This is a genomic window from Desulfonatronum lacustre DSM 10312, from assembly GCF_000519265.1.
GTDB classification, from domain to species: Bacteria; Desulfobacterota; Desulfovibrionia; order Desulfovibrionales; family Desulfonatronaceae; genus Desulfonatronum; species Desulfonatronum lacustre.
The window spans coordinates 3,394,473-3,408,876 of record NZ_KI912608.1; the positions used below are offsets into that span (position 1 = coordinate 3,394,473).

16 protein-coding genes are annotated in these 14,404 nt (G+C 60.0%); 5 read left to right on the plus strand and 11 right to left on the minus strand.

Annotation, left to right across the window (positions count from 1 at the left end):
- Positions 1-8: 8 nt before the first annotated feature.
- The 10 genes from DESLA_RS20980 to DESLA_RS0116045 all read right to left on the minus strand — a co-directional run bounded on the left by DESLA_RS20980 (position 9) and on the right by DESLA_RS0116045 (position 9,621).
- Positions 9-1,550, minus strand: a complete 1,542-nt coding sequence (locus DESLA_RS20980; RefSeq protein ID WP_084032127.1) for a sensor histidine kinase — start codon at positions 1,548-1,550, stop codon at positions 9-11.
- A 3-nt stretch (positions 1,551-1,553) separates the two neighbouring features.
- Entirely contained in the window at positions 1,554-2,351 is a 798-nt protein-coding gene (locus DESLA_RS0116005; RefSeq protein WP_156933052.1) for an ABC transporter ATP-binding protein, read from the minus strand.
- Between the two features lie 85 nt (positions 2,352-2,436).
- Entirely contained in the window at positions 2,437-3,597 is a 1,161-nt protein-coding gene (locus DESLA_RS0116010) for an ABC transporter substrate-binding protein (protein ID WP_028573250.1), read from the minus strand.
- Between the two features lie 30 nt (positions 3,598-3,627).
- The gene (locus tag DESLA_RS20985; RefSeq protein WP_084032128.1) at positions 3,628-3,933 is read right to left on the minus strand and encodes a DUF2442 domain-containing protein; all 306 of its coding nucleotides are present in this window, start codon (positions 3,931-3,933) and stop codon (positions 3,628-3,630) included.
- Positions 3,930-4,187 carry a DUF4160 domain-containing protein gene (locus tag DESLA_RS0116020; protein WP_028573251.1) on the minus strand — a complete coding sequence of 86 codons (258 nt, stop codon included), beginning with the start codon at positions 4,185-4,187 and terminating at the stop codon, positions 3,930-3,932. The genes DESLA_RS20985 and DESLA_RS0116020 overlap by 4 nt, the downstream gene beginning before the upstream one ends.
- 4 nt (positions 4,188-4,191) lie before the next feature.
- The gene (locus DESLA_RS0116025) at positions 4,192-5,238 is read right to left on the minus strand and encodes a branched-chain amino acid ABC transporter permease (protein ID WP_028573252.1); all 1,047 of its coding nucleotides are present in this window, start codon (positions 5,236-5,238) and stop codon (positions 4,192-4,194) included.
- A gap of 41 nt (positions 5,239-5,279) precedes the next feature.
- The gene (locus DESLA_RS0116030; RefSeq protein ID WP_028573253.1) at positions 5,280-6,167 is read right to left on the minus strand and encodes a branched-chain amino acid ABC transporter permease; all 888 of its coding nucleotides are present in this window, start codon (positions 6,165-6,167) and stop codon (positions 5,280-5,282) included.
- A 43-nt stretch (positions 6,168-6,210) separates the two neighbouring features.
- The gene (locus DESLA_RS0116035; RefSeq protein WP_035261950.1) at positions 6,211-8,118 is read right to left on the minus strand and encodes an AMP-binding protein; all 1,908 of its coding nucleotides are present in this window, start codon (positions 8,116-8,118) and stop codon (positions 6,211-6,213) included.
- 61 nt (positions 8,119-8,179) lie between these two features.
- Positions 8,180-8,962: an ABC transporter ATP-binding protein gene (locus DESLA_RS0116040; protein ID WP_028573255.1), complete on the minus strand. Its 783-nt coding sequence runs from the start codon at positions 8,960-8,962 to the stop codon at positions 8,180-8,182.
- Between the two features lie 2 nt (positions 8,963-8,964).
- Positions 8,965-9,621 (minus strand): CBS domain-containing protein, encoded by a 657-nt coding sequence (locus DESLA_RS0116045; RefSeq protein WP_028573256.1) that lies wholly within the window; start codon positions 9,619-9,621, stop codon positions 8,965-8,967.
- A gap of 269 nt (positions 9,622-9,890) precedes the next feature.
- On the opposite strand from DESLA_RS0116045, the gene hypA reads away from it, so the two are divergent.
- Positions 9,891-10,247, plus strand: a complete 357-nt coding sequence (hypA, locus tag DESLA_RS0116050; protein WP_028573257.1) for a hydrogenase maturation nickel metallochaperone HypA — start codon at positions 9,891-9,893, stop codon at positions 10,245-10,247.
- Between the two features lie 4 nt (positions 10,248-10,251).
- Complete coding sequence (hypB, locus tag DESLA_RS0116055; protein ID WP_028573258.1) at positions 10,252-10,914, plus strand: hydrogenase nickel incorporation protein HypB; 663 nt, start codon at positions 10,252-10,254, stop codon at positions 10,912-10,914.
- 59 nt (positions 10,915-10,973) lie between these two features.
- Here the strand turns inward: hypB and DESLA_RS0116060 are convergent, their stop codons facing one another.
- A complete protein-coding gene (locus tag DESLA_RS0116060; RefSeq protein WP_028573259.1) occupies positions 10,974-11,636 on the minus strand; it encodes a pyrimidine 5'-nucleotidase in 663 nt (220 codons plus the stop codon).
- Positions 11,637-11,797: 161 nt separating this feature from the next.
- On the opposite strand from DESLA_RS0116060, the gene DESLA_RS20990 reads away from it, so the two are divergent.
- The 3 genes from DESLA_RS20990 to DESLA_RS23735 all read left to right on the plus strand — a co-directional run bounded on the left by DESLA_RS20990 (position 11,798) and on the right by DESLA_RS23735 (position 14,397).
- Complete coding sequence (locus DESLA_RS20990; protein ID WP_051434760.1) at positions 11,798-13,762, plus strand: transglycosylase SLT domain-containing protein; 1,965 nt, start codon at positions 11,798-11,800, stop codon at positions 13,760-13,762.
- 208 nt (positions 13,763-13,970) lie between these two features.
- Complete coding sequence (locus DESLA_RS0116070; protein ID WP_211239065.1) at positions 13,971-14,210, plus strand: DUF1902 domain-containing protein; 240 nt, start codon at positions 13,971-13,973, stop codon at positions 14,208-14,210.
- Positions 14,203-14,397: a type II toxin-antitoxin system HicA family toxin gene (locus DESLA_RS23735; RefSeq protein WP_028573261.1), complete on the plus strand. Its 195-nt coding sequence runs from the start codon at positions 14,203-14,205 to the stop codon at positions 14,395-14,397. Before DESLA_RS0116070 ends, DESLA_RS23735 begins: the two co-directional genes overlap by 8 nt.
- Positions 14,398-14,404: the final 7 nt, after the last annotated feature.

Genomic DNA, 14,404 nt, shown 5'->3' on the forward strand with positions numbered 1-14,404 from the left:
GGGAGGGGTCAAGATTCAGAATGACGGAAGTCGTCTACCACCCGTTCAGCCTTGGTCGCAACTAGCGGCAAATCCACGTAAAATATTGATCCCTGTCCATGCTCTGATTCAAAGTCGACGCGTCCGCCCATCTTTTCGGCCAGTTCCTTGGCAATAGCCAGTCCAAGGCCGGTGCCACCTTTTTGCCGGGTGTCCGAGGAATCCGCTTGGGAGAATTTTTGGAAAATTCGACTCCGGAATTCCGTGGGGATGCCAGGACCGTCGTCGCTGACCCGGATGCGGACCTGTCCGTCCAGTTTTTTTACTCCGACTTGGACAGAGCCGTCCTTGGGAGAAAATTTGGCTGCGTTGGAAAGAAAGTTTGTCAGAATTTGTTGCAGACGCTGACCGTCCACCCGGACTTGAACTCCATCGGCACGTTCAACCAAGCTCAGCTTGACCTGGTATTGGGCGGCGTGGGGCTGGCTGAGGTGCACGGCCTGCTCCACCATGGGCATTACCTCTTGGGTGCTCAACTCAAAGGGCATCTTTCCAGCGGCGATTTTTTCCATGTCCAACAGGTCGTTGATCAGGTTGGCCAAGCGAAGGCTGTTTTTGTGGGCTACTTCCAGCATCTTGCGGGCCGACTCCGGCAGTTCGCCCAGCGCCCCGCCCAGGAGCAGGCTGATGGGGCCGCTGATGGACGTCAGGGGGGTGCGCAGTTCATGGCTGACAGTGGCCACAAATTCGTTTTTCATCCGCTCCATGCGCTTGCGCTCGGTGATGTCCCGAACCATGCCGATGAAGACCCTTTTCCCATTGTGGGATATTTCCGAAACGGACAGTTCCATGGGAAAGGTCCGTCCGCTTTTTCGACGGGCTTCGACCTCGCGCCCGATACCGATGATCTTCGTCACGCCGGTCTGCAGGTAATTGTTGACGTAGCCTTCATGCTCGCTGTGATACGGCTCGGGCATGAGCATGTTCACGTTTCGTCCCAGCACTTCTTGCGCGCTGTATTCAAATATGCGCTCCGCAGCGCGGTTGAAGGAGGTCACGACGCGATTTTCGTCAATGGTGATGATCCCGTCGATGACGTTGTCCAAAATGGCCTGAGTCTGGCGGGCGTTCTCGGCCAGGGCCAGCTCGGCCTGTTTGCGCGGGGTTTGATCCAAGAGATAGCCTTGAATCCGAACGATCTGTCCGGAATGATTGTATACCGGCCGGGTGTAGTCATGAATCCAGCGGTACGGTCCGTCCTTGTGCCGCAGTCGATAAAACTGTTCGAATTGGCTTGCATTGTTCTTGAGGTGGTTGTGGATGTCGTTCGCGGTTCGCTGGAGGTCGTCCGGATGGAGCAGGTCGATGAAGTAGAAAGCTGGTGAGAGAATTTCGGTGGGACTATAGCCGATCAGGCCGGCGACATTTCGGGAAACATATTCCACGGGCCAGCCGGGTTTCGGCTTCCAGACAAAGAGGACCACCGGTCCGTCGGAGAAAAGTTCTTCGACGTTGGGGCCGGGCGGGCCGGCAACCTCGGAAGCCACGGAAGGCTTCTCATTGACGGGCATGAACTAACCGAGCCAACGCTTGCGTCGGCGGTAGTGCTTGACGTCGCGGTAGCTGCGTTTTTCTCCGCCGTGGCCCAGGCCGAGGTAGAATTCCTGAACGTCAGGGTTGTTGAGCAGGGATTCCGAAGTGCCGTCCATGACGATCCGTCCGTTTTCAAGAATGTAGCCGTGCTGGGCAATGCTTAAGGCGGCGCGGGCGTTCTGTTCCACCAGGAGGATAGTTACGCCTTCTTCCTGGTTGACCCGCTGGACGATGGTGAAGATTTCCTCCACCAGCAACGGGGCCAGCCCCAGAGAGGGTTCGTCCAGCAAGAGCAGTTTCGGTTTGGCCATCAAGGCTCGGCCAATGGCCAGCATCTGCTGCTCCCCGCCTGAAAGGTATCCGGCCAACTGTTTACGGCGCTCCTGGAGTCGGGGAAAGTATTCATAAACCCGTCGTAAGGACTCCGGATACTCTGAGGCCGGGCGGGTGAAGCCGCCGCAACGCAGGTTTTCCTCAACGCTGAGGTCCTCGAAGACGCGCCGACCTTCCATGACCTGGAAGATGCCCTCGCGGACGATCTTTTCAGGCAGGGTCTTGTGGATGGGGCGGTCCTGATACATGACCGCGCCCTCGGTGATCTCGCCGTCCTCGGTGCGGATCAGTCCGGATACGGCCTTGAGGGTGGTGGATTTGCCCGCGCCGTTGGGCCCCAGCAGGGCCGTGATTTGGCCCTGGCGGACCTTCAGGGAAAGGCCTTTGAGCACCAGAATGACGTCGTTGTACACGACTTCGAGGTTTTCGATTTTAAGCAGGTCCATGGTGGGGAGGTTCAGGGGGTTACGGTTCACGGTTCAGGAGACCAGGGGGGAAAGGAGGGGCGGTTTGCGAACCGCCCCTGTACTCCTAATGTCCAAACCACTCCGGACGTCGCTCCAACTCCTGCTCAGCCACCAGTTCCATGCGATCTTCGAAAAGCTGGTAGAGATAGACCACCATGTTCGGTCGGTGATCATCTTCGAAAAAGCTGATCGGCGGCGTCAGACCCATGGGATCGAAGTCGCGCAGGGTCCGGGAGGCGTCCCGAATGGCCGGCCCGGTGACCTTGCCCTGCTCCGCGGCGACGCGGATGGCCTCGGCCATGGTGTACATGGAGGCGAAGCCGCGGATGTAGTGGATATTCTGGTGGCGGCCACCGGTGAGTTCTTCGATGACCTTCATGCCCGGCACCTCCGCGCCGTACACCGCGGAGGTGTGCAGGCCGTAATGGCCGTTGACCGCGGAACCGGCCAGTTGCAGGAGTTGCTCGTCGCTGCCCCAGATGTTGGTGATGAATTTGGCCTGCATGCCGATCTTCTGAGCGTCCTTGAGGATCACCGCGGTGGAAGAGATGGTCCCGCCCACCCAGACGTAGTCCGGGGCCAGGCGCTGCATGCGTAGCAACTGGCTGGTGGCGTCCATGTCTCCCAGGCCGACGTTGTCTTCGCCTACCAGCTCGAAGCCCAGCTCCTGGGCAAAGGCCTTGATGGCCGGAATGGGCGCCAGGCCGTAGGGGTGGTTGGGGTAGAGCAGGCCGAGCTTGATGGGGCGGTCTTCGGTCCAGTTGTCATGGAAGTACTGCAGGGCGGCCCGGGCCTGGGTGGAATAGTCCGCGGCGATGAAGAAGTTGTAGGGCGCTGTTTTCGGGTCGGTCAGGTGCGCGGAATAGGAGGCCGAGTAGGTCGGGATCTCGTCCCGGGCCACGAACCGGACCAAGGCCTCCGTGTCGGCCGTGCCCCAGCCTTGCAGCGCAACCATGCCCTGGCCCTTGAAGCGGTTGTAGGCCGCGATGGCCTGCTGAACGTTGTAGGCGTAGTCCACCTGGAGCAATTCGATGCGCTGCCCGGCAATGCCGCCCTGCTTGTTCAGATACTCGACGCAATGCCGGATTCCGTCGGCATACGGCCGACCAACATCGGACGTGGGGCCGCTCAGATCGGACAACACGCCGATCTTGATCTGGGCCGATCCCGGAGATGCCGCGAACAGCATCAAGGCCGCCGCCACTAAGAAAAGTCCTCGTCTCATCTTCATCCCTCCTTGGAATATGTGGGGAAATCATCCGGAAACAGCAAATGCTGGGGCTGAAGACGTGTTGGACGGTCGCGTGGTGAAATGGTGTTCATCGTCCAACATCTGCGTTTTCCCGAGCAGTCCGTCAATGGAAATGTCTTCATCAAGAAGCGGCCAGTGGAGCCCATATCCCGAAGGCGTGACTTCAAAAGCCCGCATCTCCAGTTCAGAAGCATTGGCAAAGGCGGACGACACGTCGCGAAGGTTCACCTCCAAATCGTATCCGTCCACGGTCAGATGGAGGACGCCGTCCACGATGCAACGATTCGTGATTATATGATGTTCGTTCATTGCCGCCGCCTTTTTTGAAAATTGTTCCATTCACTCGTTATAAGATCGAAGTGGTCGAATATGATCTTGCGAATTTCCCGCTCATCCTTCGGACTCATGCCGTAGGCATGTGCAAGCCGAATGTCGTACCCTACCTCATCGATCCAAAATTTGCACTCCATTTGCCCTTTTCTGCAGTGGACGTGCATCGGTTCGTTGCTTTCATTGGAATAGAAAAAAAGACGCCATCCAAGAAGCTGTAAAATTGTCGGCATGTTGTCAATGCGCGAACGGATACAGCTTCCAGTATGCCTTGATCAGTCGCCAGCGATGAGCCAGGCCTTCGGGCTCGAAGATCAGGAACAGGACGAGGATCAGGCCGAAGATGCCCTCGCGCAGGGCCAGGAAATACATGCTGATGTTCGGGAAGAACGTACCGGCCAACTGGGCCAAAGCGCCTAGAAATTCCGGGAGCAAGGTTACGAAGACCGCGCCGAAGATGCTGCCCAGCACGCTGCCCAGGCCGCCGATGATGATCATGGCCAGGTACTGGATGGAGAGCATGATGTCGAACTGCTCCGGGGTGATGTACATGGTGTAGTGGGCCCAGAGTCCGCCGGCGATCCCGGCCAGGAAGGAGCTGACGGCGAAGGCTTGCAGCTTGTAGGCGAAGAGGTTCACCCCTACGGACTCGGCGGACTGGTGAAAGTCCCGGATGGCCACGAAGGCCCGCCCGTGGCGGGTGCGCAGGATATTGGCCACCAGCAGGACGCTGACCGCGGCCACGCCGAAGGTCAGGTAGAACATCTTGGCGTCGTTATCCAGGGATATGCCCAGGATAACCGGCGCGTCCAGCCCCATGCCGATGGAGCCACCGGTGACCGACTCCCAGTGCAGGAAGACGTAGCTCAGGATCAACTGGGCGGCCAGGGTGGCGATGGCCAGATAGATGCCCTTCAGGCGCAGCGATGGGATGCCGAAGAGCATGCCCACCACGGCCGTAACCAGCCCGCCGAAGAGCAGGGCCGCGAAAAACGGCCATCCGGCCAGGGTGCAGATGCCCGTTGTATACGCTCCCACGCCGATGAACGCGCCGTGGCCCAGGGATATCTGGCCGCAGCACCCGGTGAGCAGGTTCAAGGCCACGGCCCCGATCACCGCGATGTTGATCATGTTCAGCATCGAGACCTGATAGTTGCTCAGGAAAAACGGGGAACAGAGCAGCAGGGCCAGGAAGACGCCCAGGCTCAGTTTCTGAAATCCGGTCTGGAAGAACCGGGTTTCCGAGGCATAGGAGGTGTGAAACAGTCCGCATTTACCGCGCATGGCCGACCTGCTTGAATGATATATTCTTAAAATTCATGTGTCTAAACTCTTTCGATCTCATGGGTGCCGAACAACCCATAGGGCCGCAGCATCAGGATGATCACCAGGACCACGTAAGCGGCGACTTCCTTGAAGCCGGGCAGGCTGAAGACCTGCTGCATGAAGCCGTCGGCCACGTTTTCCAGGACGCCGATGATCAGTCCGCCTAAGGCCGCGCCCAATAAACTGTCCAGGCCGCCGAGGATGACCGCGGGAAAGACCTTCAGGCCCAGGTGCCCCAACTGGGCGTTGATTCCGTTGATGTTGCCCAGGATGATCCCGCCGATGCTGGAGACCACCGCGGCGATGCACCAGGACAGGGCGAAGATGTTCTTGACCCCGATGCCCATGGACTGGGCGGCCTGCTGGTCCATGGCCGTGGCCCGCATGGCAATGCCGGTCCGGGAATATTTGAAGAACAGTGAGAACACGGCGAACAGCAGGGCGGAGAGGACAAAGGCCGCGATGTACACCGGGGCCACCGGCACGCCGGCGATCCAGATCGGGTCCGTGGGCAGGATGGGCGGATAGACCCGGATCTGGGTGCCCCAGAACAACTGGACCAGGGATTTGAGCACCGTGGACAGCCCCACGGTGACCATGATCACGCTGATGATCGGCTCGCCGATCAGCGGGCGCAAAATCACCCGCTCGATGCACAGGCCGAGGATCACGGAAAACACCAGGGTCATCAGAAAGGAAACCAGAAACGGCAGCCCCATCTGCACGGTCAAGGCGAAACAGATGTACGCCCCGACCATGACCATCTCGCCCTGGGCGAAATTGACCACCTTGGTCGCCTTGTAAATGATCACGAAGCCCAGAGCCACCAAACTGTAAATGCTTCCGACCACTAAGCCGTTCACGAAGAGTTGAAGATAGTATTCCATGGTTGATTCAGGCTGAAGGGTTCACGGATGGGGCAAGGACCGTTTAGTCCACGGTAGCAATCTGAATACTCCCGCACATTTCCCGCGTCCGCCCGTCCTGGTACTGGATGGAAGCGGTCAGGTTCATGCAGACGTCCGGGCCGTAGAGGGATTCGATGAGCGGCAGGTAGCGCTCCTCCACCACCTTGCGGCGCAGCTTGCGGGTCCGGGTCAGTTCGCCGTCGTCCGCGTCCAGTTCCTTGAACAGCAGGGCGAAGCGCTTGATCCGAGTGGTTTCCGGGAGGCCGGCGTTGATTTCGGCGATTTCGGTCCGGATCAGGTCGTAGATTTCGTTCTTGGCGGCCAGATCCTGGTACGTGGTGTAGGTGAGCAGCCGGCTTTCGGCCCATCGCCCCGCGATTTCCGGGTCGATGCTGATGATCGCGGCCAGATGGGGACGCTCCTTGCCCAGAATTACGGCTTCTCGGACATAAGGCGAGAACTTGAGCTTGTTCTCCATGAACTGCGGCGAAAACTGGGTTCCGTCGGCCAGGTGCATGACGTCCTTGAGCCGGTCGATGACCACGATCTGCCCGTTGCCCTTGAAGAATCCGGCGTCTCCGGAGCGCAGCCAGCCGTCCTGGATGGTCTCGGCCGTGGCCTCGGGGTTGGCGTAGTAGCCTTGGAACACGGCCGGAGAACGGGAGAGAATTTCGCCTTCCTCGGAAATGATGATCTCGGTTTCCGGGATGGGCTCGCCCACGGAGTCGAAATCCACCCGGCCGTCCGCGTGGATGCAGGAGATCCCGGCGATTTCCGTCTGGCCGTAGATCTGCTTCAGGTTTACGCCCAGAGCGTGAAAAAAGCGAAAGGTGTCCGGCCCCAAGGCCGCGCCGCCGGTAGTGGCGGAGCGAATCCGGGAAAAGCCCAGCCGGTCGCGCAGGGCCCGGAACAGACCGGCGTCGGCCAGGACCTTGCCCAGACGCAAGGCCGGACCGGGCTTGGTTCCGGCAAGCAGGCATTCGGCGTAGCGCGTGCCCATGGGCAGGAAGAGGTTATATAGAAAGCGCTTCAGCGGGCTGGTCTCCATGATCTTGACTCGTACCCGGGCGGCCAGATTCTCCCAGACCCGGGGAGGGGAGAAGATCAGGTGCGGCCCGATCTCCCGGATGTTTTCCTGCACCGTGTCCGGCTCCTCCGGAAAGTTGACGCAAAAGCCGAACAGCAGGGCCGAGGCCACGGCCATCATCTGCTCGCCCATCCAGGCCAGGGGCAGGAAAGAGACGAACTCGTCGGTGTCGTGCTTGGGGTCCACCCGGCCCAGGTTGGTGGCCATGGACAGCAGGTTGCGGTGGGAGAGCATGGCCAGCTTGGGCCGTCCGGTGGTTCCGGAGGTGGTGGCGATCAAACAGGTGTCGTCGGGCTGAAGCCGGTCCACCCACTGGGCGAACTGGCCCGCATCGGGGCGACCCTGTTCGCAAATCCGTTCAAAGGGGTGCAGGCCGTCTTCCTTGTACCCGGACAAGCCCTTGGCGTCATGGTAGACCACGTATTGGAGATGGGGCACGCGCTGTTTCAGGTCCAGCATCTTGTCCACCTGCTCCTGGTCTTCGGCCACGACCATCCGGCAGTTGGTGAGCGAAAAGATGTACTCGATCTCCTCCACCGGTGCGTCCTGGTACAGCCCCAGGGCCATGCCGCCCAGGGACTGGATGGCCAGCTCGGCCCAGAGCCATTCCGGACGGTTGTCGCCGATGAGCACCAGCACGTCGCCCTTGCCCAGGCCGAGCTTCTTCATCCCCGCGGCGAATTCCGAGGTTTTGCGCAAGTAGTCGGTCCAGGAATACGGCTGCCAAACGCCCCATTCCTTTTCCCGCAGAGCCGTCTTGGCCCCGAATTGCGCGGCGTTGTCCAGCAACAACCGGGGCAGTGTTGTATCATAAGGGCGTTGGGAACGTTGTTCTTCCTGCATTGCGTCTTCCGTGTCGTTCTAAGGCGATTCTTTCTTCGTAAAGTTCAAGGGGGGCGCGTGGCTATCTTCCGACAAACGACGCGTTGTCGCTGCCCAGGTAGGCGGCGATGACGTTCGGGTCTGCCTGGACCTGGACCGGGGTGCCGGTGGCCAGGACTTGGCCGAAATCCAGGACGATCACCTGGTCGGAGATGTCCATGACCACGCCCATGTCGTGCTCCACAAGAAGGACGGTGATGCCCCATTCCTCGTTGATGTCCAGGATGTAGCGGGCCATGTCCTCGGTTTCTTCCAGGTTCATCCCGGCCATGGGTTCGTCCAGGAGCAGCAGTTCCGGTTCTCCGGCCAATGCCCGGCCCAGTTCGACCCGTTTTTGCACCCCGTAGGGCAGCTTGCCCGCCACCTGATGGCGGTAGGGGGACAGGCCGAGAAAGTCGATGATTTCCTCAATGCGCTTGCGGTGCAGATCCTCGCTGCGCCGAGCCTTGCCCCAGTAGAACAGGGACGAGAGCAAACCGTAATTCAGGCGGATATGGCGGCCGACCATCAGGTTGTCCAGCACGCTCAAGCCCTTGAACAGGGCGATGTTCTGAAAGGTCCGCGAAAGTCCGGCCATGACCCGGTCATGGGCTGCCATGGGGAGCAGGTCTCGTCCGTTCAGGGCGATTTTGCCCTCGTCCGGATGGTACCGCCCACTGATGCAGTTGAGCATGCTCGTCTTGCCTGCGCCGTTGGGGCCGATGAGCGAGGCGATCTGGCCCTGCTCCACGCTGAAGCCGACATTCAGCAAGGCGGCCAGGCCGCGAAAGGTCAGCGTGACGTCGCGGACTTCCAGCATGGCCATTGCTAGCACCACTCCTTGGCGAAATCGCAGGGGCCGACGACATGGTAGCCGCGTTCCAACAAGGCCTTGAGAACCGGTCCCGGATCGTCCATCTGGATCCGGATGACGACCATCCGCTTCGTATTGTGATAAAACGTGGCCGTGGAGATGATGCTCACGTTCATGGCCGCGATGATGTTCGAGACTTCGGCGATGACCCCGGTGCGCTCCACGACCTCGAAGACGATTCGCGACCCGCCCTGGGCCAGCCCCATTTCCTCCACCAGAACGTCAAGCATCACGTTGCGGTTGATGTACCCCAACAGAATGTTTTTGGAGTCCACCACGGGCAGCCCGGCCAAGTCCTTGTCGTACATGATTTTGGCGGCTTCCTCGATTTCCATCTGCGGAGGAACGGATGGGACATCCTTGAGGATCATTTTTTCCACCGTCAGCTTGGACATCAGGTAATTCAACTCATGCCGACTCAGGGTGGTCACCGGGGAGGGCAGGGCCGACCGGACGTCCTCCTTGCGCACCGCCCCGATGTAGCGGCCCTTTTCGTCAACGGCCATGAGCATCCAAAGGCGGCCTTTTTCCATGATCTTGTCCGCCTCCATCACCAAGGTCTTGGGGGTGATGGTGGGCATGTCCGTGAGCATTTTCAGTCCGACATACATGGCGGGATTCTCCTTGGGCTTGCGGGGAACATGGGTTGTGAATTTTCGAACTCAACGGAATGGAGCAGGCGATGGAGTTTTTGTCCAATACTTGCTCCGTCAACGGCGATATGAAGGCATGAACGGAGTGTTTGGCGTGCCGATGTCGGCACTGATAGCCGCTCAAGCCGTTGGAGTCCAGCGGAGGTTGCGCAGGCAAGGAATTTGGGGAGTGGGCGGGTGTTTTTCCTCCCTGGACGATACCGGAGGTTTCCAGTATGGGGGTCCCCATGCACGAAATGTCAATTGCCGAGTCCTTGATCCGGATCGTGGAGGCCGAGATGGCCAATCATGGTCTGCGTACCGTGCAGCGGATAACCATCCAGCACGGCGCGCTGTCCACCATGGTCCCGGAGGCCCTAGATCTGGCCTTTGAGGCCATGACCCTTGGCACGGCCCTGGAAGGGGCGGTGCTGGAGTATGAAAAAGTGCCGCTGTCTTTGCGATGCTCCAAGTGCGAAACGACGTTTTCACCTGAGGTGCGCAGCCTGCACTTCGCCCCCTGTCCCTCTTGCGGCGAAGAGTTCGCGCATACCGTGCTCACCGGCAAGGAACTGAACATTGCTCATATCGAAGGAGACACTTGATATTATGTCCAAAACCATTCCCGTGATCCGTAATATTCTGGATGCCAACAACCGCTTGGCTGATCAGCTTCGCAACGTCTATGCGGAAAACAGCCTGCTGGCCCTGAACCTGATGAGTTCGCCGGGAGCCGGCAAGACCTCACTTCTGGAGCGCACTTTGAGCGATCTGCGCGATGAACTGCGCATGGCCGTAATCGAGGGCGACCTGCAGACGGACAACGACGCCCGGCGCGTGGCCGCCACCGGGGCCCAGGCCGTGCAGATCAACACCGAGGGCGGCTGCCACCTGGATAGCTCCATGATCCTGGAGGCCTTGAAGCAGATGGACCTGGCGGCCCTGGACGTGCTGTTCATCGAGAACGTGGGCAACCTGGTCTGCCCCGCGGAGTTCGACCTGGGCGAAAAGGCCAAGGTGACCCTGCTCAGCGTGACCGAGGGCGACGACAAGCCGGAGAAGTATCCGATGATGTTCGCTCAGTCCAAGGTGCTGTTGCTGAACAAGATCGACCTGCTACCCTACGTGGATTTCGACCTGGAAAGGGCGACCCGCTTCGCCCGCGCCCTGAATCCGGAAATCGTCGTCTTCCCGGTTTCCTGCCGCACGGGAGAAGGGCTGGAACCCTGGTATGCGTGGCTCAAGGACGCAGCGCTGGCGGAGCGCCGGTAGCATTACGGGGCGATCATTTCAGTCGATAGCATTTAGTCGATGACATAAAAGGCGGGCTTTCAGCCCGCCTTTTTCTTTCCCCGCGCAAATCGTGCATAAGCGTCCGGAAACAAGGTCACGTCATCAATACGCACATCCACGTACGCCTCGCCGTTGCCCGGCCCATTGCCTGGGTCAATGAGCACCGTGGCCATGCCGAATTCCTTGGCCGTCTTCAGGTTCACGGCCATGTCCTCCACCATCACGCACCGCGATCCCGGGACGCCGAGTCGACGCAGCGTTTCCCGGTACGGTTCGGGGTAGGGCTTGGGCCGGTAGGCCGCCAGCCGGACGTCGAATATTTCGGTAAACACCTCCCGGAGCCCCAGAACCTTCAGAACTCGCTGGGCATGGGCCAGCGAACCGTTGGTCAGGACGACCTTGACACCGGGCAGGGCCGCCAGGGCCAAGGCCAACTCCGGGCAAGGCCGCAGGACCGCGGCCACGTCCACGTCGTGGACGTATTCCAGGTAGTCTTCCGGGTCCACGCCGTGGTGCTTGGCCAGACCGACCATGGTCAGCCCGTATTCCCGCCAATACAGGCGGCGCAGCGCGTCCACCTGTTCTTCAGGAATACCGGCCCGTTCGTGCATGTATTGGTTGATCCGGGCGTCGATCAGCGGAAATAACGAGTTCGACGCCGGATAGAGGGTGTTGTCCAGATCGAAGATGAACGTATCCATGAGAATCCTTGGTTCGGCTTGTTTTGTGGGGAATGGTCGCTGGAAGGAATTGGCGCAATCCGCAAAAGACGACGCGATGGGGCTTGTCAGTTTCAAGCGGAATTGACACTATGACATAGCCACTCAACCGGCGAACCTCAACCCGCTCAGGAGATCCACACATGCGCATGCCGCGATTGACGCTCCACGTCTTGTTTGCCGTGGCCGCTCTGTTTATCTGGCTTAGTCCCGCCCAAGCCGCTTCCGTGGAAGAACAGCGAAGATTGTTTCTCCAGGCCGAGGAGGCGTTGCGCAAAGGGCAGCGTCAAGCCTATCTGGGCCTATTGCCTCGCCTCGACGGCTACCCGTTGACGCCCTATCTGACCGCCACTGACCTGGAGCGAAGGCTCGGGTCCGGATCGACAGCGGAGGTCCGGGCTTTTTTGAAGGCCTACGGCGACATTCCGGCATCGGATTCCCTGCGTCGGAAGTGGCTGCGTGAGCTGGCCAAACAGGCTCGCTGGGCGGATTTTCTTCAGGACTATACTCCCCAGACCAACGAGGACCTTCTGTGCCTCTACGGTCAGGCCTTGCTGGGGGCCGGAAAGACCGGCCCGGCCATGGAGCATGCCAGGGAGATGTGGCTTTCCGGCACATCCCGTCCCAAAAGCTGCGACCCGCTCTTCGCGGCATGGAGAGGTAAGAATCTTCTGAGCCCGGAACTGGTGGCGGAACGGATTCGGCTGGCCATGAACGGGGGACAGGCAGGGCTGGCCCGGTATTTGACCCGGTATCTCCCCCCGGAAGAGCGCCCCTGGGTGGAGTACTGGTGCAAGGTGGACGAGAGCCCCGGTTTGGTGCTGGAGCGCAACTGGAGCGGCGTCCGAAGTGATTTCGCCCTCCCGGTGCTGGCTCACGGCATGCGCAAATTGACCCGCGTTGACGCTACCCGGACAGCCGGGGATTGGGACCGGCTCCGCTTGCGGAACGGTCTGGAACGGGAGCGATTCGCCGATATAGAAGTGGATATTGCCTTGTTCATGAGCCTGCGTTTCGAGGACGGGGCCGTGGAGCGGATCGGGGCTCTTCCAGTGGACCTGAGAAGTGATCGGTTGCGGGAGTGGGGTGTTCGGGCGGCCTTGCGCCAACAGGACTGGTCGGCGGTACTGACCAAGGTGGACGGGTTGACCAAAGGCCAGCAACAAGAACCGCGCTGGCGCTATTGGCGGGCCCGGGCCTTGGAGCAGACCGGCTGGGCTGAACAAGCCCTGGCCCTGTACAATAATTTGGCCAGTGAGACGCACTATTTCGGCATGCTTGCCGCGGACCGTCTCGGACAGCCCTACAAGGTGGAACACCAGCCCGTGGCCGTGACCGCGGAGATGCTGAACACTGCCAAGCAAGATATTGGCCTACGCCGGGCCGTGGAATTTTTCGCCCTGAAGCGCTACGGCCCGGGGCGCAGCGAATGGCAACGGGCGCTGCCCCGGCTGGATGAAGGCGTTAAGTTGGCCGCGGCCATCTGGGCCAGGGATATTGGGTGGCACGATCGGGCCATCACGGCCGTCGTGGCCGCGCGTCACGATACGGACTTGGAAATCCGCTTCCCCCTGCCCTATTCATCCCAGATCATGGCCCAGAGTACGGCCAAAAACCTCAATCCGGCCTGGGTCTACGGTGTGATGCGCCAGGAGAGCCTGTTCATGGAAGACGTGGGCTCGTCCGCCGGCGCCCTGGGGCTGATGCAGATCATGCCCCAGACCGGCCAACGCATTGCCGGATGGCACGGAGAACGGCTTTCCAGCTCCCGGCTGCTGCTCCAGCCCGAGCGGAACATCCGCTTCGGAACCACGTATCTGCGTCGCCAGTTGGATGATCTCCAGGACCATTACGCCCTGGCCACCGCCGCCTACAATGCCGGTCAACACCGGGTCAAAGGCTGGCTGCCTCAGGGCGTTGAACTCCCCGCGGACATCTGGGTGGAGACCATCCCGTTCAACGAAACCCGCAACTACGTGGAACGCGTCCTGTCCTACACCGCCATCTACGAACACCGCCTCGGCCAACCGTTGACCCGGGTCAGTCACCGCCTCCCCCCGGTCCAGCCCTGGGACGGGGGAACTCGGGTGGCGGAAAGCGGGTATTGATCAATATCTGGTATCTACTCAGCATATTTTGTGTCCGTTCTTGCTCTGGCAATCGGGGTCGGAGTCGGTATCGGAGTCGAAATCGGAACAGGAAGAATTGAGAACGCATCCCAGCGTTTTCGATCCCGATCCCGATTCCGACCCCGGCAACGGCAACGCCATTACTCTGTGCTGAGTAGTTACAATATCTGGGGAACAGGAGAGCGTTATGATGGGAAACTACACGGTCAGGGCGTTTTGGGATTCGGAGGCCGGGGTCTGGGTGGCGGAAAGCGACGATGTCCCTGGATTGGTCACTGAAGCGGAGACCATGGAACTCCTGGTTGAAAAACTCCATGGTCTCATTCCGGAGCTTCTGGAGGAAAATGGAGTCCTGACCGCTGGGATACGTCGGGAAATTCCGTTTTGCATTTACGGCCAACGCATGGAAACATTGGCATATGGCTGACTTTGCCGAAAGCGTGCGACGTGTTTTGACCAAGGCGGGCTGTTTTCTTATCCGCCAGGGCAAGGGGGACCATGAAATTTGGTACAGCCCGATTTCTCATACCCGATTTCCCGTGGATGGGAAAATCAAGTCGCGTCACACAGCCAATGGCATTCTGAGACAGGCAGGATTACCGAAACAGTTTTAGCGGTGGT

Bases quoted from the DNA above. Each gene is read 5' to 3' on its own strand.
- DESLA_RS20980 (WP_084032127.1), bottom strand. From the start codon at position 1,550: ATGCCCGTCAATGAGAAGCCTTCCGTGGCTTCCGAGGTTGCCGGCCCG.
- DESLA_RS0116005 (WP_156933052.1), bottom strand. From the start codon at position 2,351: ATGGACCTGCTTAAAATCGAAAACCTCGAAGTCGTGTACAACGACGTC.
- DESLA_RS0116010 (WP_028573250.1), bottom strand. From the start codon at position 3,597: ATGAGACGAGGACTTTTCTTAGTGGCGGCGGCCTTGATGCTGTTCGCG.
- DESLA_RS20985 (WP_084032128.1), bottom strand. From the start codon at position 3,933: ATGAACGAACATCATATAATCACGAATCGTTGCATCGTGGACGGCGTC.
- DESLA_RS0116020 (WP_028573251.1), bottom strand. From the start codon at position 4,187: ATGCCGACAATTTTACAGCTTCTTGGATGGCGTCTTTTTTTCTATTCC.
- DESLA_RS0116025 (WP_028573252.1), bottom strand. From the start codon at position 5,238: ATGCGCGGTAAATGCGGACTGTTTCACACCTCCTATGCCTCGGAAACC.
- DESLA_RS0116030 (WP_028573253.1), bottom strand. From the start codon at position 6,167: ATGGAATACTATCTTCAACTCTTCGTGAACGGCTTAGTGGTCGGAAGC.
- DESLA_RS0116035 (WP_035261950.1), bottom strand. From the start codon at position 8,118: ATGCAGGAAGAACAACGTTCCCAACGCCCTTATGATACAACACTGCCC.
- DESLA_RS0116040 (WP_028573255.1), bottom strand. From the start codon at position 8,962: ATGGCCATGCTGGAAGTCCGCGACGTCACGCTGACCTTTCGCGGCCTG.
- DESLA_RS0116045 (WP_028573256.1), bottom strand. From the start codon at position 9,621: ATGTATGTCGGACTGAAAATGCTCACGGACATGCCCACCATCACCCCC.
- hypA (WP_028573257.1), top strand. From the start codon at position 9,891: ATGCACGAAATGTCAATTGCCGAGTCCTTGATCCGGATCGTGGAGGCC.
- hypB (WP_028573258.1), top strand. From the start codon at position 10,252: ATGTCCAAAACCATTCCCGTGATCCGTAATATTCTGGATGCCAACAAC.
- DESLA_RS0116060 (WP_028573259.1), bottom strand. From the start codon at position 11,636: ATGGATACGTTCATCTTCGATCTGGACAACACCCTCTATCCGGCGTCG.
- DESLA_RS20990 (WP_051434760.1), top strand. From the start codon at position 11,798: ATGCGCATGCCGCGATTGACGCTCCACGTCTTGTTTGCCGTGGCCGCT.
- DESLA_RS0116070 (WP_211239065.1), top strand. From the start codon at position 13,971: ATGATGGGAAACTACACGGTCAGGGCGTTTTGGGATTCGGAGGCCGGG.
- DESLA_RS23735 (WP_028573261.1), top strand. From the start codon at position 14,203: ATGGCTGACTTTGCCGAAAGCGTGCGACGTGTTTTGACCAAGGCGGGC.